The organism is Actinokineospora auranticolor (assembly GCF_002934265.1).
Lineage (GTDB): Bacteria > Actinomycetota > Actinomycetes > Mycobacteriales > Pseudonocardiaceae > Actinokineospora > Actinokineospora auranticolor.
On sequence record NZ_PTIX01000044.1, the window covers coordinates 1 to 18029 of the forward strand.

An 18029-nucleotide genomic window follows, 5' to 3' on the forward strand; every position below is an offset into this window, starting at 1 on the left:
GGGGCTGTGTGGGCGGGGCTGTGTGGGCGGGGCTGTGTGGGCGGGGCTGTGTGGGCGGGGCTGTGTGGGCGGGGCTGTGTGGTCTTTGAGAATGGTGGGATCGGTGCGGGCGGCGTCGGGTGGCGGTGTGGGGTGGCCGGGCGTCGAGTGGGCGCGTGCCGTGGTGGGGTTGACTTGATCGACGGCGCTCGCGGCCCCGTCGAGGAGCGTGTCCGAGCGGGCGCTGACGCCATCCACGTCCAGCACGCCGCTGTGGTCGCGGGGGCGCTCCGTCGCTGAGCAGCGGGTCCGTCCAGGCAGGCGCGGAGCCCGGTGCCGTCGAGGCGGGTGTGGCGGCGGTGAGCCTGGTGCGGGGTCGCGCCGGGTGCGGGCGGCGATGGTGCGGAGGCGGGCGTGATCGCGGCGCGGGCCGAACGTGGAAGTGGTGCCTGGCCTGCCGGTGCGGCGGGCCCGAGGTGGTGCCGGGAACGGCGCGGGTGCCGGGCGTGGAGTGTCCGGGGGAGTGGTCGGGCTGCGCTCGGCGGAGGTGCGCGGGTCAGGCCCGGCCCTCGCGCTTCTGGCGCGCCATGTAGTCGCGCATGCGCTTGGGGTAGCCGACCCGGGCGACCTCGTAGACCGGGATGCTGCGCTTGCGGCCGAAGTCCATGGCCGCGTCGAAGTCGCTGATGCGGCGGCGGGTCCACTCGCCGTCGTGGGCGACCAGGACGACGGTTGTATCGGTCACATTCGTCCGCGGTTCGACGTAGGCCTCCACGCCGGTGCGCGACGACGCCCACTCGTCGAGGTGGCTGGTGTCCTGCTTCGTGGCACCGCGCAGGGTGCCGGGTTTGCGCTTGCCGCGTAGCCGATCGAACAGCCCCACCCTGCGCCACCTCCGGAAATCGGGTCAGCCGTGACCATTGTCCCGCAACCCCATTGGGGTACTCGTGAGTAACACGAACAGGTGGTTAGGAGACACCGGCCACCTCGCAGGCGTGGTGACCGTAGTGACAAGATGTCCAGTGGTGGCAGGCGGGGCCGCGACCGCGCCCGCCACCGGGAAAAACACCGCTGCCGCTCGTCGAGGAGTACCCGTGCCCAACACCTCCGCTGACCTCGTGATCCTGGGAGGCGGGTCCGGTGGCTACGCGTGCGCGTTCCGCGCCGCTGAGCTCGGACTTTCGGTCATCCTGGTGGAGAAGGACAAGGTCGGCGGCACCTGCCTGCACCGCGGCTGCATCCCGACCAAGGCGCTGCTGCACGCCGCCGAGGTCGCGGACAACGCGCGCGAGGGCGACCAGTTCGGGGTGAAGTCCTCCCTGGAGGGCATCGACATCAACGGCGTCAACTCCTACAAGGACGGCGTCGTCGGCGGTCTGTACAAGGGCTTGCAGGGCCTGTTCAAGGCCAACGGGGTCACCGTGGTGGAGGGCGCGGGCCGCTTCGTCGGCCCGAACTCCGTCGAGGTCGACGGCACCCGCTACACCGGCAAGAACGTGGTCCTCGCCACCGGCTCGTACGCGCGCACGCTGCCCGGCCTCGACATCGGCGGCCGGATCATCACCAGCGACCAGGCGCTCAACCTCGACTACGTGCCCGAGAAGGTCGTCGTGCTCGGCGGCGGCGTGATCGGCGTGGAGTTCGCCAGCGTGTGGCGCTCCTTCGGCGCCGAGGTCACCATCGTCGAGGCGCTGCCCCGGCTGGTGCCGCTGGAGGACGAGTGGGCCTCCAAACAGCTCGAGCGCGCCTTCCGCAAGCGCGGCATCAAGTTCAAGACCGGGGTCCGGTTCACCGGCGCCACCCAGGACGACAAGTCCGTCACCGTCTCCCTCGAGTCCGGCGAGACCTTCGACGCCGACCTGCTGCTCGTCGCGGTCGGCCGCGGCCCCAACAGCGCGGGCCACGGCTACGAGGAAGCCGGTCTGACCATGGACCGCGGCTTCGTCCTCACCGACGAGCGGCTGCGCACGAACCTGCCCGGCGTCTACGCCGTCGGCGACCTGGTACCCGGCCTGCAGCTCGCGCACCGCGGCTTCCAGCAGGGCATCTTCATCGCCGAGGACATCGCGGGCCTGGACCCGAAGGTCATCGACGAGACCGGCATCCCCAAGGTCACCTACTGCAAGCCCGAGGTCGCCTCGGTCGGCCTCACCGAGGCCCAGGCCAAGGAGAAGTACGGCGCGGCGGAGACCCTGGTCTACGCGCTCTCCGGCAACGGCAAGAGCCAGATCCTCAAGACCAACGGCGGCGTGAAGCTGGTCCGGGCGCCGGACGGCCCCGTGGTCGGCATCACGCTGGTCGGCGAGCGGGTCGGCGAGCTGATCGGCGAGGCGCAGCTGATCTACAGCTGGGAGGCGTACCCGGAGGACGTCGCCCCGCTCATCCACGCCCACCCGACGCAGAACGAGTCCCTCGGCGAGGCGTTCCTCGCCCTCGCGGGCAAGCCCCTGCACGTGCACGGCTGAGGCCAAGGAAAGCCCAGCCCCAACCTCAGTCAGCCAAGCAGCAAAGCACGAGGAGTCTGAAACACCATGGCGTTCTCCGTTGAGATGCCCGCCCTCGGTGAGAGCGTCACCGAGGGCACCGTCACCCGCTGGCTCAAGCAGGAGGGCGACACCGTCGAGGTCGACGAGCCGTTGCTGGAGGTGTCCACGGACAAGGTCGACACCGAGATCCCGTCGCCCGCCGCGGGCGTCCTGCAGAAGATCGTCGCGCAGGAGGACGAGACCGTCGCGGTCGGCGCCGAGCTGGCGATCATCGGCGACGGCTCCGGTGACTCCGCGGGCGGCGGCGCGCCCGCCCAGCAGGAGGCCGAGCCGGAGCCGGAACCCGAGCCCGAGCCGGTCCAGGAGCAGGCGGCGCCCGCGCCGTCGGGCGGGTCGGCCGAGGGCACCGAGGTGACGATGCCCGCGCTGGGCGAGAGCGTCACCGAGGGCACCGTCACGCGCTGGCTCAAGCAGGTCGGCGACTCGGTCGAGGTCGACGAGGCGCTGCTGGAGGTGTCCACTGACAAGGTCGACACCGAGATCCCCTCGCCGGTGGCGGGCACGCTGCTGGAGATCTCCGCGGGCGAGGACGAGACCGTCGAGGTCGGCGGCAAGCTCGCGGTCATCGGCGACGCGAACGCGGCCCCGGCGAAGGCCCCGGAGCCCGTCAAGGAGCCGGAGCCGGTCAAGGAGCCGGAGCCGGTCAAGGAGCAGCCGAAGCCGGAGCCGGTGCGGGAGGAGCCCAAGGCGGCTCCCGCGCCCGCCCAGCCGGCGCCCGCTCAGCCCGCGCCCGCCGCCGCGTCGCGCCAGGAGGCCCCGCGCGACGGCAGCGCGCCGTACGTGACGCCGCTGGTGCGCAAGCTGGCCGCCGAGAACGGCATCGACCTGGCGTCGCTGGCCGGTACCGGTGTCGGTGGTCGGATCCGCAAGCAGGACGTGCTGGCCGCCGCCGAGGCCAAGAAGGCCCCGGCCCCGCAGCCCGCCGCCGCTGCCGCCGCGCCCGCCAAGGCCGCCACCCCGGCGCCCACCGCGGACACCTCGCTGCGCGGCACCACCCAGAAGCTGACCCGCCTGCGCCAGACGGTGTCGCGGCGCATGGTCGAGTCGCTGCAGACCGCGGCCCAGCTGACCCAGGTCATCGAGGTCGACGTCACCCGCATCGCCAAGCTGCGGGCCAAGTCGAAGTCGGCGTTCGAGCAGCGCGAGGGCGTCAAGCTGACGTTCCTGCCGTTCTTCGCCAAGGCCGCCGTCGAGGCCCTCAAGCAGCACCCCAAGCTCAACGCGTCGATCAACGACGAGACCAACGAGGTCACCTACCACGGCGCCGAGCACCTGGGCATCGCCGTGGACACCGACCGCGGCCTGCTCACCCCGGCCATCCGGGACGCGGGCGACCTGAGCATCTCGGGGCTGGCGCACAAGATCACCGACCTGGCCGAGCGGACCAGGGCCAACAAGGTCACCCCGGACGAGCTGTTCGGCGCCACCTTCAACCTGACCAACCTCGGCAGCCAGGGCGCGCTGTTCGACACCCCGATCATCCAGCTGCCGCAGGTGGCGATCCTCGGTGTCGGCCTGGTCGTCAAGCGCCCGGTCGTGGTCACCGACGCGGGCGGCGACGACACCATCGCCATCCGCTCGATGGTCTACCTGGCCCTGACCTATGACCACCGCCTCATCGACGGCGCCGACGCGGGTCGCTTCCTGTCGGCGGTCAAGAACCGCCTGGAGGAAGGCGCCTTCGAGGGCGACCTCGGCCTGTAGTCCAGCGCCCTTTCGGAGGGGCCGCCCGATTCCGGGCGGCCCCTCCGCGCTTTCGGGCCGGTTGTCCACGGCAGACAGGTGGGCAACCAACACTGGTCGGTGATCACTCGAACGTGCGGTGGGCCGGGATGTTCGGGACGATCGGGGCATGCGTGTACTCGTTGCTGGGTCGTCCGGGTTGTTGGGGACCGCTCTGGTTGAGCGGTTGCGGGGGGACGGGGACGAGGTGTTGCGGTTGGTCCGGCGTCCCGCGCAGGGACCGGATGAGCGGTCTTGGGATCCGCCCGCCGGGGTGATCGATGACGGGGCGTTCGACGGGGTGGACGCCGTGGTCAACCTCTGCGGGGCCGGGATCGGTGATCGGCGGTGGAGCCACGCGCGCAAGCAGGTGCTGCTCGACTCCCGCGTCGAGCCGACCGAGGTGCTCGCGGCGGCGGTCGCCAAGCACGGGGTGCCCGTGCTCCTCAATGGATCGGCCGTCGGCTACTACGGCGACACCAACGGGCCCGCGGACGAGTCGGCGGACCGGGGCGAGGGGTTCCTGGCCGAGCTGTGCGCGCGGTGGGAAGCCGCGACCGAGCCGGCAGGTGACGCGCGGGTCGTCCACCTGCGCTCCGGCCAGGTGCTGTCCCGGCGCGGCGGGCTCATGGGCAGGTTGCGGCCGTTGTTCTACTTCGGACTCGGCTTCCGCTTCGGCGACGGTTCCCAGTACATGCCGTGGATCCACCTCCACGACCACGTCCGCGCCGTCGCCTTCCTGCTGCGCCACGACATCCGCGGCCCGGTCAACCTCGTCGGCCCCACCCCCGCCACCAACGCCGAGTTCGCCCGCGCCCTCGCCAAGACCAAGTTCCGCCTCACCCCCTTCCCGATGCCCCGCCCCCTGCTCAAGATCGCGTCCGGTGAGCTCGCCGACGAGGTGCTGCGCAGCCAGCAGGTCGTGCCTAAGGTCCTGGCGGACAACGACTTCACCTTCCGCTTCCACGCCGTCGACCGGGCGCTGGCCGACACCGAGGCGCGGTGAAGTTCCACGCCACCCTCGGCGTGATCCTCCTGGCCGCTTTCCTCATGCTCGGCCGGGCCGTTTCCGACGCCGCCCCCGGCATCGACCAGGCGGTGGCAGGGACGCTCGGCGCCGACTGGCACGGCGCGCCCGGTGACATCGCGTACGCGGGCAGTCTCGTGCTCGGTCCGGTGCTGCCCGCGGTGGCGGCGCTGGTGCTGATCGCGTGGGCCCTGCTCCAGAGGTCCAGACCGGGGCGCATGGGGCTCCTGCTGCGCTGCGTGCTCCTGCTCGCCGTGTGCCGGGCGGTGTCGCTGGTCAAACCGTTCTTCGAGCGGGCACGGCCGCGGGACTACCCGGACTTCAGCTTCCCGAGCGGGCACGTCGTGTCCGTGGCCTCGGTCGGGTTCACCGCTGTCGTGCTGTGCGCGTGGTTGGCGCGTGAGCGGGTGAAGTTGGTGGTGTTCTGCGCGTCGGTGGCCGTTGTGCTCGCCGCGGTCTGCCGGGTCGTGCTGGACGTGCACTGGCTCACCGACGTGTTCGGCGCGACACTCGGCGTGGTCGGTGCGGGGCTGCTCACCGCCGCCGCCCTGCGGCTGCTCCCCGCGCGCCCGTCCGGCGTAGGGTCGGGGACGTGAGCACACGGGACACCTCCTGCCGCGCCGACGCCCACCCGGTGGTCGTGCGCGAGGTCGGCACGATCGACTACCTCGCCGCCTGGGACCTGCAGCGCGACCTCGCCGCGGCCCGCGCCGACGAGGCCGGTGCCGACACCCTGCTGCTGCTGGAGCACCCCTCGGTCTACACCGCGGGCAAGCGCACCCAGCCGGACGAGCGCCCCGACGACGGCACCCCGGTGATCGACGTCGACCGCGGCGGCAAGATCACCTGGCACGGTCCGGGACAGCTGGTCGGCTACCCGATCGTCAAGCTCGCCGACCCGGTCGACGTGGTGCAGTACGTGCGCCGCGTCGAGGAGGCCCTGATCGACACCTGCGCCCGGCTGGGCCTGCCCACCGGCCGCGTCGAGGGGCGCAGCGGGGTCTGGCTGCCCGCCGACGGCACCCGCCCCGAGCGCAAGATCGCCGCGATCGGCATCCGGGTGCAGCGCGGCGTCACCATGCACGGCTTCGAGATCAACTGCGACGCCGACCTGAGCGCCTTCGACCGGATCGTGCCGTGCGGCATCCGCGACGCGGGCGTGACCTCGCTGTCCGCCGAACTGGGGCGGGCCGTCACCGTCGCTGAGGTGCTGCCGCTGGCCCGCGACGCCGTGCTGGCCGCGCTGGAGGGCGAGCTGCCGGTCTCCGACCACTGGCTGGCCCGGCCGGAGCCGACCAGCCCGGGCGTCACCTTCGCGCTGAGCCGCTGACCGCGGCGACCTTCGCCACCGCTGGCTGCGGGTAGCCGGGGAACCCGGCCGCCGGCGCCTTGCCCGGCACCGGGTCGCCCGCCAGCCACAGACCGCCGGTTTCCCAGACCGCGCCGAGCAGGCTCACGTCGGCGGCGGTCAGGCGCAGCGCCACCTCGGTGTCGTCGTCGGTGTGCGCGATGACGGCGTGGTGCGCGGCGGACATCCGGTGGGGACGGAGTTAGGTCGTGTGCCCGTCGGTCTCCACCGCGACGGCCGGTGTGTCGCGGATGCGCGCGGGCTTCGCGGGAAGCCCGCGCCACGAGCCCGTGCGCACCATCTCACGCACCCACTTGTCCGACCCGTTCGCGAACCGCACGAATCCGGCGACGACTATCACGAACACCCACATGAGCAGGCGTGATGGCTCGTCGACCAGGTTGAACGCAACCGCGGACAGCCCGGCCGCGAGGCCGGTCAGCACACCGAACGCGACGTGGCGGCTGGGGTGGGTCCGGTTGAGCAGGATGGTCGCTGGTCGGTGACGGGCGGGTGATCCAGCAGCTCGTCGGCGGGGCGGACCGTCATCGGTCCGGTCCGATCTTGGCGAACGCCAGCAGGGGGCAGCCGGGGAAACCCGCGGCGACGGTCTTGCCCGGGTCGGGGGAGCCGATGAACCAGAGCGAGCCGGTGGACCAGATGGCGCCGAGCACGTCGACGCCCGCGGCGGGGAGGGTGGCGGTGCGCTTGGCGCCGTCGTCGAAGTGGAGGGCGACGGTGGCCGTGGCGGTGCCGTCCGGGCGTACCCGCCACGGGGTGACGTGCGCGGGGACGCGGACCCACGGCCCGTCGTCGACCATCGCGGGCAGGCGGACGTTGCCCCACTTGAGGCGCAGCGGCACCAGGACGCCGACCACGGCGAGCGCCGTGGACGTCGCGGCGATGGGCCACCAGTCCAGCGCGCCGATCGGTATCGAGGCCAGGTACGACACGGGGACCATGAGCGGGATCTGGAGTGTCGGGAGCAGCGTGAGCGACCGCAGGGTGCGGGCCACGCCGCGGGTCACCTCGTGCTCCTCGACCGCGGCGACCGGGGTGCCCCCGGGGGAGTGGCGCAGCGGGCGGGCCGGGAAGAAGCTGTGCGAGCCCGCGACGCGCAGGAAGCTCCAGCCCCGCTCCGGACCGACCAGCCACACGGTGCCCACCCGGTTGACCATCACCTGGTGGGCACGGGTGAACAGCAGCACGCGCACGGGTGCGAAACCGGCGCCGTCGGCCACCTCGACCACGGCGGACAGCCTGCCTGCTCGCACCAGCCTGGCCCGGACCGGTCGCCACGGCGACCGGTCCATCGCCACCGCGGCGGCCGCGGCCCAGGACCGGTGGCCCGCCGGGCGGTAGGCGTACCAGAGCAGCACGGCTTGGGAGAGCACCAGCAGCGCCCAGGGGGCGGCGCCCCCGAGGTCACCCGTGCTCAGGTTGATCACGGTAGGCACGGCGCTGAGGACGAGCGCGGCGCACGCGACGTACCCCACCAGCCGGAGCCGGTTCGCCATCGCGGCGGCCAGGTCCAGCAGCTCGGCGGTGATCGGGTCCTCCGCCGCCGGTCGGTCCGCGATCGGATCGGGTACCGGCCTCGCCCCAGTCGCGGTCAACAACGCCTCCGTGCTCGTACGCCGACAAAGTCTCTCAGGTGGATCGCGCCATATGAAGCGATTTCACCGGATTTCGGCCACCGCGAGCAATGGGCAATTCGGAAAACCGACGGCGACTGTTTTGCCCGTTTCCGGCGCCTGTGCGAACCACAGCGCACCCTCTTGGGTGGCCGCGCCGAGCACATCGGCGGTGGCGGCGGGCAGCAGTGCGGTCCGGTGCGTTCCGTCGACCTCGAAGTGGGCAGTCGCGCGTGTCATGCCCTTGGCGTTGAGCTGCCACGGTTCCAGGCGAACGGGGAATCGCGTCCAGTGGGCGTCGGCGATGAGCCTGGGGAGCCGGGAGTTGACGAGGCGGTGCCGTTCGGTGCGCAGGGCGATGGCGGAGATGAGGAGGACATAGAGGAGATAGGCGATCCAGGCCCCCGGCCAGCTCACGCTGACCAAGAACCCCATGCCGAGGAGCGCGAACGCCACGAGCAAGACCGTGACCACGGGGATGCCCAGGTGTCGGGCCAGGCGGCGGTGCACCTCGGCGCCGTCGACCCGTTCGTTCAGCGCGCCGGGAGAGGGCGTGCGCCGAGGTGCGTTGGCGGCCCAGAAGGTGTGCGAGCCGGTGACGCGCAGGAAGGTCCAGGGGCCGTGCGGGCCGATGACCCAGGCGGTGCCGGTTCGGGAGATCATCGCGCGGAACGCTGACGGCAGCCCCCGCACCCGCAGCGGGGTGAAGGTGCCCTGGTCCTCGATCTCCACCAGGGTCGACCAGGGCCGCGCGCGCACCACCCGGGCGGTGACCGGTCGCCACGGCTGCTGCGCCATGGCCGCCACCGCCGCCGGGATCCACCCGTCGGTCCCGGCCGCCCGCAGGTTCTGCGCGTTCCCGATGGTTATGGCGATGACGGCCACCGCGCTGTACGCCGCGGTGGCGTAGGAATCCCCGATCAGCAACAGCACGATCGCCACCGTCATCATGACGCTGGAGCCCACCGCCGCCCACCGGAGTCGCCTGATCTTGTTGGCCCGCGCCACGTGGACCCCCAGCACCGCGGCGGTGGTCGGATCCGCCGCGGCGACCTGCCCCGCCACCGGCTCGGCCACCGACCCAACCTCGTCCACGGTTCCCCCAAGCGAACTCGACCGATTTCCCGGACATCATCGTCGCGACTCACCCGATCGCGACACCCTCCCCACAATTCGCCGCGCGGAGTTCTTGTCGGTGCCGCGCGTTAGCCTGGACCAATCCAGGACAGCCGTACCCACCAGCCCGCGTCGGGTCCACGGCTTGGTGTCGTACGCCCAGGTGGAGGGCGTGTGGACGCCGGCCGGGGACGCGAAACCGAGGTTCGCGCCGTGGGCGGAGGCGTTGGGATGAGCAGGGTCGGCCGGACCCGACATCCCCACGCCCAACCCAAGGCGCCTCTTCTCCCAGGCGAGCCGAATCCAGTCGGCCCGTGCGGTCGCGGCCGGGCGGGCACGCGGTGGTGGCCGAGCGCGCTGTGCGTGGTCGGCGGGTACCGCGCGCCTCGCGGGACTGACCGGGATCTGACGGCGCCAAGCACAGTGAGCGCCGCCCGGCGACTGCCACACGCGCCGGTGCGGTGTCGATGCCGCGCGTCCGGGTGCTCCGAAGCCTGGGCACGGTGCACTCGAGGCCGTACCTCGGTTCGGGCTGAGGACTGCGGGGTTGGCTGGTGGCTGCCAGAGCCGAGCACGTGGGACGTGGTCGGCGGGTGCCACGCGCCCGTGGCCGACCCCGTAGGTGGTGTTCGCGGACGGGTGTGACGTTGGTGGCCGGGCGCGCTGTGCGCGGTTGGCAGGTGCCGCACGCCCGAATCAGGGCCGTATCCGTTCCGGCGCCAGATCCCGTGTGCAGCGCGGCACCTGGTCGCTTGCTGGCAGGCCGTGGCGGTTGGTGGGTGTGGGCATTGGTGAGCCGGGCACGCGGGACGTGGTCGGTGGGTGCCGCGCGCCTTGGGGCGTGGGTGTTGTGGTGAGCACGAGACCGTGTCGTGGTCAGGTGTGTCTGGGAATGGGTGGCTGCTTGCTTGTGCAGTGGGCTGTCGGTGGGCAGCTGTGGGTCGGGGCACGCCGAAGCGTGGTCGGTGGGCCGCGTGTCCTGGGGGAGGTGTGTCCGGGGATGGGCGGCCTGGTTCTTGAGTGGCTGGGCACAGAGGCTGGAAGGCAGCGGTGAGCCGGGCACGCGGGGCGTGGTTGGTGGGTGCCGCGCGCCCTGGGGTGTGAACGCCGGGGTGAACGGGAAGCGGGCGGTGGTCCGGTCAACCGTTCGGTGCTCGTCGTCGGCAAGTCGGCGATGGTGGCTGGCGGTGTGGTCGGTCGGTGCGCTTGCATGGTCATCATGGACCGAGCCGAGACCCTTCCCTGCCCGCAGCCGTGGCGCCGTGCCGATGGCACGCCCAACCCGGCCGGGTCACCGGCCGGTGACGCCCTGACCGTGGCCGCGGACGGGTCACCCGGCCTGCTCCTCCCCTCCCGACCAGCCACGATCGCCGCCGCCGTGGTGCTCATCGTGGCCGGGCTGGTGCTCGGCGGGTCGGCCGCCCTGCTCATCGTCAACGGCGGTGGCCTGGCCGCGACCGCCGGTGTCGTGCTCGCCCTCCTCGGCCTGCTGCTGCTCGCCGCGGGCGTGTTCGCGCTGACCCGCAAGCAGCGGGAGGTCGGCATCGTCCTCACCCCCGACCACGTGGTCCTCAACTGGGTTCGCCCCGAGGTCCGCCTGCCGTGGGAGGCGATCACCGAGTTCCGCCCCGTCTCGCTGCGCCTGGGGCGGTCCGGGAACGCGAACCGGCAGAACTACCTCGGTGTGGCCGCGCACCACCACCACGTCGAGGTGGATTCCCGCATGCGCAAGGTCGCGGTCCGCTTCGGGCCGGACCTGGTGTGTGCCGTGCCGATGCGCACGGTCGACCTCGACCAACTGGTGGTCCTGCACACCCTCCGCTTCTACCTGGACAACCCCGGGCACCGGGCGGAACTGGCGGGTGGTGACGCCGTGGCGCGGGTGCGCGAGGGGCGGGTCACCGGGAGAAGATGAGCAGGTGCCGACGCTCCTGCTCTGCCACGCCTTCCCGCTCGACTCCCGCATGTGGGACCGGGTGCGGGGGCCGCTGTCCGAACACGTCCGCCTGATCACGCCGGAGCAACGTGGCTTCGGCGGTACCGATCTCGGCACAGACCCGCCGTCGCTCGACACCGTTGCGGCGGATGCGTTGGCGTTGCTGGATTCCCTCGATATCGACCGCGCGCTGGTCGGCGGTTGCTCGATGGGTGGTTACGTTGCGATGGCGTTGCTGCGGGCGGCACCGGAGCGGGTCGCAGGCGTGTTGCTGGTCGACACCAAGGCGGTCGCCGACACCGATGAGGCGCGGGCCAACCGGTTGCGGATCGCGGAGAACGCCGAGCGGAACGGGATCGCGCCCTGGCTGGCCGACTCCATGCTCCCGGCGCTGCTGCGCGACCCGGCGCGGGCGGACGAGGTCCGGGCTTGGATGGAGTCGCAGCCGGGGGCGGCGGTCGCCTGGGCGCAACGGGCCATGGCCGCGCGCCCGGATTCGCGGGAAACGTTGCGGGGACTGGATTCCGACGTGCTCGTCGTGCACGGCGACGCCGACGCCCTGATGCCGCTGGACCTCGCGCGGGACTTGGCCGACCTGACCGGGGGCAGGCTCGCCGCCCTAGCCGGCGTCGGCCACCTGCCGCCCGTCGAGGCACCGGACGCGTTCCTGGCCGCCGTCCTGCCCTGGGTGCGCTCCTTCGCCTGAGTGCGCCGCGCGGGCCGCGAGCACGTCGGCCAGGTGCTTGTCGCCCCAGGTGCGGCAGGCGGCCACGAGGTCGAGCAGGGAACGCCCCAGCTCCGTCAGCTCGTACTCGACGCGCGGCGGGATCTCCGGGTACTGGGTACGGGTGAGCATCCCGTCGCGCTCCATCGCGCGCAGCGTCTCGGTCAGCACCTTCGGCGTCACGCGGCGCATCGGCACGCGCAGCTCCGAGAACCGCCGCGGGCCGTCGGCCAGGCAGACGACGACCAGGGCCGTCCACTTGTCGCCGATGCGGATCGGGACGGCGCTGGACGGGCAGGCCGGGTCGAACATGTCCGGGTCCAAGGGCTGCTTCGGCACCCGGCGACGGTAACCCAGTATCGTTGAAGTAACCAGTATCCGATCCATACTGTCCTGGTCATGACCACAATCGCCATCTTCGGGGCCGGGGGAACCGCGGGCACCGCCATCGCCGCGGAGGCCCGCGCGCGGGGCCACCGCGTCACCGCCCTCACCCACGCCCAAGCCGACGCGACCGACGCCGACCGGATCGCCGAGGTCACCGCCGGGCACGACGTCGCCGTCAGTTCCCTCTACGACGAGCACGCCGACCACGCGACCTTCTACCCCGCCGCCACCCGCGCCCTGCTCGACGGCCTCGGCCGCGCCGGGGTCGGCAGGCTCGTGCACGTCGGGCTGTCCGTGCTGCTGGAGACCGCGCCCGGGGTCCGCGGCGTCGACGACCCCGGCTTCAACCCCGACTGGCTGCCGTTCTGCCTGGCCCACGACGCGGGCGCGCAGGTTTTGCGCGCGTCGACCACGGGGCCGGACTGGGTGATCGTGAGCCCGTCCGGGGACTTCGACCGCGAAGGCACCCGCACGGGCCACTACGAGCTCAGTACGTCCCCCGACGCCACGCGGTTGTCTTACGCCGATTTCGCCGTAGCCGTGGTGGACGAGATCGAGTCCCGCAAGCACGATCGCGTCCACTTCGGGGTCGCCGGGGTGTGATCTGGGTCCCGGTCCGACGGCCACGTCCTCCGAGCGGGTACGTCGTTGTCCTGACGAGACCTACCCAAAAGTAGCTCGGGAGGGACACGTGACCTACCAGACCGTGGTCGTCGGCACCGACGGCTCCGACTCGTCCTTCCGCGCGGTCGACCGGGCCGCCGCCGTCGCCGCCGCGGCAGGCGCGTGCCTGGTCGTCGTGTCCGCCTTCCGGCCGCGCGAGCCCCGCGAGGTGACCCGCGCCCAGGACGCGCTCGGCGACGACGTCGCCTACCAGGTCGTCGGCGCGAACCCGGCGGAGGAAGCGGTGCGCACCGCGGCCGAGCGCGCGCGGAAGGCGGGCGCGACCCGGGTCGAGACGCTGGTCGTGGACGGTGAACCGGTGTCGGCGCTGGCGTCGGTGGTCGCCGAGCGGCGGGCGGACCTGCTGGTCGTCGGCAACCGGGGCCTCAACACGCTGGCGGGTCGCCTCCTCGGGTCGGTGCCCGCGGAGGTGGCCCGCAAGTCGGGGGTCGACGTGCTGATCGTGCACACGACGTGAGCGAGGCCTGGGCGGAGCGGGTCCTGCTCGGCGGGGAGCGGCGGTACACGCGGGCACAGGTGTGCGCGAAGGCGGGCGTGCCGCTGGAGCGCGCGACGACGCTGTGGCGCGCCCTCGGCTTCGCGACGGTGGCCGACGACGAGGTGGTGTTCACCGACAGCGACGTCGAGGCGCTGCGGGTGACGTACGAGCTGATCTCGGCGGGCGTACTGGAACCGGACATGGCGACCGCCACCGCCCGGCTACTGGGCCAACACCTGTCCCGGCTGGCCGAGTGGCAGGTGCACGTCCTGCGCGACGTCCTCGCCGCCAACCCCCAACTCCTCGACGACGACCGCCAACTGACCCGTTTCGTCGAGGCCCTGCTCCCCGACCTGGAGCGGCTCCAGGCCTTCGTCTGGCGCCGCCACCTCGCCGCGTACGCCGGTCGCGCCCTGGCCACCGAGGACCTGGAGACGCGCGACCAGGTCGTCGGCTTCGCGGACATGGTCGGCTTCACCACCCGGACCCGACACGCCGACGAGGACGAACTGGCCCGACTCATCGACCGCTTCGACACCACCACGGCCGAGGTGGTGGCCGACAACCACGGCCGAATCGTGAAGATGCTGGGCGACGAGGTCCTGTTCGTCGCCGACCACCCGACCCACGGCGCGGAGATCGCGTTGGCCCTGCTGGAGCGCGCCGAGGGCGACCCGGTGCTGCCCCCGCTGCGCGCGGGGTTGGCGTACGGGCGGGTGTTGAACAGGTACGGGGACGTGTACGGCTCGGTGGTCAACATCGCCAGCAGGCTCACCGCCACGGCGAAACCCGGCACGGTGTTGACGGACCGGGGACTGGCCACGGCCCTGTCCGATAGCGCAGACTTCACCCTCCGCACCCGCAGACCCATCTCGGTCCGCGGCTACAACCGACTGCACCACGCCGTCCTCCGCCGAGGCCCCGGCAGCTGACCACCCGGTCCGAGCCCTTGTGGGCGGGGCTCGGACCGGGCTCCTCCGCACAGCGCTTCCTTGTCGGCACGACCGCCACAGGACCCCAGCCAAATGCAACGCATCTCCGGCACGTCATTGGGGCTTTGGGCTTGTCTCGAGCCACTCCCGTAACCGCCGCAGGTTTCCAGCCTCCACTCAACGCGACGCATCTCCGTCACATCATTCAGGCTTTTCGGCTTATCCCCAGCCGCCCCCACAACCGCCGCAGGATCCCAGTCCCGCAGAACGCAACGCGCCCCCGCTATACGCCTTGATTGGGTGGACTTGCTTTGTGTGGGGACGGGCCTGCCAAGCTCGCCTGCGGGTGGGGTGGGCTTGCCCCTCCCACCGCTTTTCCCCACCGCAGGTTCGTAGGGGCCTCGCGCAAAGTAAGTTCACTCAATCGAGGCCGCCCGTCTTTTCCGCGAACAGCCGGACCGATCAACCCGGTCACGCCGCGAACCGGCACCCCGCAGCACAAAGATGATCAAATCGATGCCTCCGGCCCCCACTGTCCATCCTAGCGAGGAGGACCGACAATTCCGGGCAGAGATGATCAAGCCTGTGGACAACTCGGAATGGCTGGGGGCAGAGTCTGGGGTATGTCCCGAGGGACCATCAGGTTCCCCGGTCAGCGACGGGTAGCGGGCCGCTTGTTCGTGGACTGACTCCCCGGCCGCGTCAGCTTCTGGGTTCGGTCTGCGGCCGCAGGGGGAGGCGTAGCCGGGATGGCCGACTCCGTGGGGCGGCCCTGCGGAGTCGCGGGGGCGCGTTCCGGTTCGACCTCCGCCGGTTCCCAGTGCTCCTTCGGCGGCCCCACCACCGACCGCAACGTCTTCGTCGGCGAATCGTCGGCTGGGGTGCCGTCGATGGTCTTGGCGGTGAGCCGTTCCTCCGGCAGTGGGTCCAGGACCGGGGCGGCGTCGGCCAGCTGCACGTGCGCGTCGGCGATCAGGTCTCGTGCCGAGTGGAGTTGGTCGGCGACCCTCGCGCGGAGCTGGCGCAGCGCCGCGACGCGCTGGGTGGCGTGGGTGATGCGGCGGTTCGCCTCTTCCGTCGCCTCCCGCACCCGGCGGTGGGCTTCGGTGGTGGCTTCCTGGAGACGGGCTGTCGACTCCGTGGTCGCGTCGTGGCGGCGGCGGTTGGCCTCCTCCGTCGCCTCCCGGACGCGGCGTTCGGCGTCGGCTTTGGTGGTGGACTCGAGTTCGGCCAGGGCGCGCATCGACTCCGTGCGGCGGGCGGCCATGGCGATCTCGAAGTCCTCCTCGACCGACGTGCGGCGGGCCTGGGCCTCGCTGTCGAGCCGGGCGGCCTCGGCGCGGGCGGTGGAGACGGCCTGCTCCGCGTCGGCGCGCGCCTTCTCCACGACGCCGCGGTGTTCGGCTTCCATGTCGGCGCGGCGGGACTCGGTCTCGGCGATCAGCCGCTCGTAGCGCTGGCGCAGGGACGACGCGTCCGCCTCCGCCTTGCCCCGGATGCGTCCGGCCTCGGCCTCGGCGCGCGCCTTGGTCTCGCTCGCCTCCTCGGTGGCCAGCCGCAGCATGCGCTGGAGGCGTTCGCTCAGGCCCTCGAGCGTGGTCGGCGGCTGCGACAGCCGGTCGATCTGGCCGCGCAGGTCGCTGATCTCGCTCCGGCTGGCTTCCAGCTGCTTGGCCAGATCGGCGGCCTGGGACACCGCCGCGTTGCGGTCGGCGTGCAGCAGTTGCAGTTCGGCGTCGATCCGCTCCAGGTGCTCCTCCACCTGAGCGCGGCTGTAGCCCCGCTTGGTGATGTCGAAACCGGCACCCAACGGGACGAGATCGCGTTCCTCACCCAAGCCCATGCGCCCACGCTACCTGCCGACGAGCGCGCGCTCACGGATAGTCGCGCGGAAACTCCGGGAACCCCCCGGTGGCCGCGAGGGGGGTACGGCCACCGGGGGGAGATTTCACACGCCGCGGAACCGGTTGATCGCGGCGAGGTGCTTGGCCCGCTTCTCCGGGTCGCGCACCCCGAGCCCTTCCGACGGCGCCAGGCACAGCACGCCCACCTTGCCCTGGTGCGCGTTGCGGTGGACGTCCAGCGCGGCCTGACCGGTGTCGGCGAGCGCGTACGTCCGCGACAGCGTCGGGTGGATGAAGCCCTTGTCGATCAACCGGTTCGCCTCCCACGACTCGCGGTAGTTCGCGAAGTGCGAGCCGATGATCCGCTTCAGGTTCATCCACAGGTACCGGTTGTCGTACTGGTGCGTGTAGCCCGAGGTGGACGCGCACGTGACGATCGTGCCGCCGCGCCGGGCGACGTAGACCGACGCGCCGAAGGTCTCGCGGCCCGGGTGCTCGAACACGATGTCCGGATCGTCCCCTCCGGTCAGTTCCCGGATCTTGGCGCCCAGCCGCTGCCACTCGCGCGGGTCCTGGGTGTGCTCGTCCTTCCAGAACCCGTAGCCCTCCGCGTTGCGGTCGATCACCAGCTCGGCGCCCATCTTGCGAGCGATCTCCGCCTTCTGCGGGCTGGACACCACGCACACCGGGATCGCGCCGCCGTTGAGCGCGAACTGGGTGGCGTACGAGCCGAGGCCGCCGGACGCGCCCCAGATCAGCACGACGTCGCCTTGCTTCATGCCCGCGCCGTTGCCCGAGACCAACTGCCGGTACGCGGTGGAGTTGACCAGGCCGGGGGAGGCGGCCTCCTCCCAGGTCAGGTGCGCGGGCTTGGGCATCAGCTGGTTCGACTTCACCAGCGCCAGCTCCGCGAGCCCGCCGAAGTTGGTCTCGAAACCCCAGATCCGCTGCTGCGAGTCCAGCATCGTGTCGCCGTGCCCGTCCGGGCCCTCCAGCTCGACGCTGAGGCAGTGCGCCACGACCTCGTCGCCCGGCTTCCAGTTGTGCACGCCCGGACCGGTGCGCAGCACCACGCCCGCCAGGTCCGAGCCGACCACGTGGTACGGCTGGTCGTGCCGCTTGGCCAGCGGCGAGACCTTGCCGTAGCGCTCGAGGAACTTGAACGTGGACACCGGTTCGAAGATCGACGTCCAGACGGTGTTGTAGTTGATCGCGCTGGCCATCACCGCGACCAGCGCCTCGCCCGGCCCCAGCTCCGGCGTCGGCACCTCGTCCACGTGCAGCGACCGGCGCGGGTCCTTGTCCTTGGACTCCAGCCCGTCGAACATCGACGCCTCGTCGGCGCGCACGGTCACCCCCCGGTAGTGCTCGGGTACCGGCAGCGCGCCCAGCGCGGCCGACTCGCCTGCCTGGATCGCTTCGAGGATGTGCTGCACGGCGGACCTCCCGGGGAGTTACGGGTGCGTCGACCGGGACGGGCGCCCCGGGAGCCGGGACGTTACTCATGGGTAGCGATTCAGTACCAGCGATGTGTGACCCAGGGCACCGCGGTCGTCCGCCGGGTGGCGCAACGTCGCTCCACAGTGGATCAACCGCTTCGTGTCGCGCGGGTGAAAATCCCCGTATTCCCGGATTTGGTCCGCATTCGCGCTGGTTGGCGGGTTATTCGCGG

Annotated in this window: 18 protein-coding genes; 10 read left to right on the forward strand and 8 right to left on the reverse strand. The window is 71.9% G+C overall.

Annotation, left to right across the window (positions count from 1 at the left end):
* Positions 1-535: 535 nt before the first annotated feature.
* Positions 536-862, reverse strand: a complete 327-nt coding sequence (locus CLV40_RS36195; protein ID WP_104483554.1) for an oxidoreductase — start codon at positions 860-862, stop codon at positions 536-538.
* 211 nt (positions 863-1073) lie between these two features.
* Here CLV40_RS36195 and lpdA point away from each other — a divergent pair, with 211 nt between their 5' ends.
* From lpdA to lipB, 5 genes are all read left to right on the forward strand, one after another.
* Positions 1074-2444 carry a dihydrolipoyl dehydrogenase gene (lpdA, locus tag CLV40_RS36200; protein WP_104483555.1) on the forward strand — a complete coding sequence of 457 codons (1371 nt, stop codon included), beginning with the start codon at positions 1074-1076 and terminating at the stop codon, positions 2442-2444.
* Positions 2445-2510: 66 nt separating this feature from the next.
* Entirely contained in the window at positions 2511-4229 is a 1719-nt protein-coding gene (gene sucB / locus CLV40_RS36205) for a 2-oxoglutarate dehydrogenase, E2 component, dihydrolipoamide succinyltransferase (RefSeq protein ID WP_104483556.1), read from the forward strand.
* Between the two features lie 148 nt (positions 4230-4377).
* A complete protein-coding gene (locus CLV40_RS36210) occupies positions 4378-5253 on the forward strand; it encodes a TIGR01777 family oxidoreductase (protein WP_104483557.1) in 876 nt (291 codons plus the stop codon).
* On the forward strand, positions 5250-5870 hold the full coding sequence (locus CLV40_RS36215; protein ID WP_245931813.1) for a phosphatase PAP2 family protein: 621 nt from the start codon (positions 5250-5252) through the stop codon (positions 5868-5870). The genes CLV40_RS36210 and CLV40_RS36215 overlap by 4 nt, the downstream gene beginning before the upstream one ends.
* Entirely contained in the window at positions 5867-6604 is a 738-nt protein-coding gene (lipB, locus tag CLV40_RS36220) for a lipoyl(octanoyl) transferase LipB (RefSeq protein ID WP_104483558.1), read from the forward strand. Before CLV40_RS36215 ends, lipB begins: the two co-directional genes overlap by 4 nt.
* Here lipB and CLV40_RS36225 read toward each other — a convergent pair.
* The 4 genes from CLV40_RS36225 to CLV40_RS36240 all read right to left on the reverse strand — a co-directional run bounded on the left by CLV40_RS36225 (position 6582) and on the right by CLV40_RS36240 (position 9333).
* Positions 6582-6809, reverse strand: a complete 228-nt coding sequence (locus tag CLV40_RS36225) for a hypothetical protein (RefSeq protein ID WP_104483559.1) — start codon at positions 6807-6809, stop codon at positions 6582-6584. The genes lipB and CLV40_RS36225 overlap by 23 nt on opposite strands.
* A 15-nt stretch (positions 6810-6824) precedes the next feature.
* Positions 6825-7067, reverse strand: a complete 243-nt coding sequence (locus CLV40_RS36230) for a hypothetical protein (protein ID WP_104483560.1) — start codon at positions 7065-7067, stop codon at positions 6825-6827.
* A 100-nt stretch (positions 7068-7167) separates the two neighbouring features.
* Positions 7168-8238 carry a hypothetical protein gene (locus tag CLV40_RS36235; protein WP_104483561.1) on the reverse strand — a complete coding sequence of 357 codons (1071 nt, stop codon included), beginning with the start codon at positions 8236-8238 and terminating at the stop codon, positions 7168-7170.
* 63 nt (positions 8239-8301) lie between these two features.
* The gene (locus tag CLV40_RS36240) at positions 8302-9333 is read right to left on the reverse strand and encodes a hypothetical protein (protein WP_146108409.1); all 1032 of its coding nucleotides are present in this window, start codon (positions 9331-9333) and stop codon (positions 8302-8304) included.
* A 1258-nt stretch (positions 9334-10591) separates the two neighbouring features.
* Here CLV40_RS36240 and CLV40_RS36245 point away from each other — a divergent pair.
* Both CLV40_RS36245 and CLV40_RS36250 read left to right on the forward strand, forming a co-directional pair.
* On the forward strand, positions 10592-11287 hold the full coding sequence (locus CLV40_RS36245) for a hypothetical protein (RefSeq protein ID WP_146108410.1): 696 nt from the start codon (positions 10592-10594) through the stop codon (positions 11285-11287).
* 4 nt (positions 11288-11291) lie between these two features.
* A complete protein-coding gene (locus tag CLV40_RS36250; RefSeq protein WP_342752336.1) occupies positions 11292-12014 on the forward strand; it encodes an alpha/beta fold hydrolase in 723 nt (240 codons plus the stop codon).
* Here CLV40_RS36250 and CLV40_RS36255 read toward each other — a convergent pair.
* Positions 11928-12371 (reverse strand): winged helix-turn-helix transcriptional regulator, encoded by a 444-nt coding sequence (locus CLV40_RS36255; RefSeq protein ID WP_342752337.1) that lies wholly within the window; start codon positions 12369-12371, stop codon positions 11928-11930. The two genes, CLV40_RS36250 and CLV40_RS36255, sit on opposite strands and share 87 nt — an antisense overlap.
* Before the next feature lie 60 nt (positions 12372-12431).
* Between CLV40_RS36255 and CLV40_RS36260 the strand changes: the two genes are divergently transcribed.
* The 3 genes from CLV40_RS36260 (at position 12432) to CLV40_RS36270 (ending at position 14513) form a co-directional block, all read left to right on the forward strand.
* Complete coding sequence (locus tag CLV40_RS36260) at positions 12432-13022, forward strand: NAD(P)-dependent oxidoreductase (RefSeq protein WP_104483564.1); 591 nt, start codon at positions 12432-12434, stop codon at positions 13020-13022.
* 88 nt (positions 13023-13110) lie between these two features.
* Positions 13111-13560 (forward strand): universal stress protein, encoded by a 450-nt coding sequence (locus CLV40_RS36265; protein ID WP_104483565.1) that lies wholly within the window; start codon positions 13111-13113, stop codon positions 13558-13560.
* Positions 13557-14513 carry an adenylate/guanylate cyclase domain-containing protein gene (locus CLV40_RS36270; protein ID WP_104483566.1) on the forward strand — a complete coding sequence of 319 codons (957 nt, stop codon included), beginning with the start codon at positions 13557-13559 and terminating at the stop codon, positions 14511-14513. Before CLV40_RS36265 ends, CLV40_RS36270 begins: the two co-directional genes overlap by 4 nt.
* 652 nt (positions 14514-15165) lie before the next feature.
* Here the strand turns inward: CLV40_RS36270 and CLV40_RS36275 are convergent.
* Complete coding sequence (locus tag CLV40_RS36275; protein ID WP_104483567.1) at positions 15166-16356, reverse strand: coiled-coil domain-containing protein; 1191 nt, start codon at positions 16354-16356, stop codon at positions 15166-15168.
* A gap of 105 nt (positions 16357-16461) precedes the next feature.
* On the reverse strand, positions 16462-17793 hold the full coding sequence (gene ccrA, locus CLV40_RS36280) for a crotonyl-CoA carboxylase/reductase (RefSeq protein ID WP_104483568.1): 1332 nt from the start codon (positions 17791-17793) through the stop codon (positions 16462-16464).
* Positions 17794-18029: the final 236 nt, after the last annotated feature.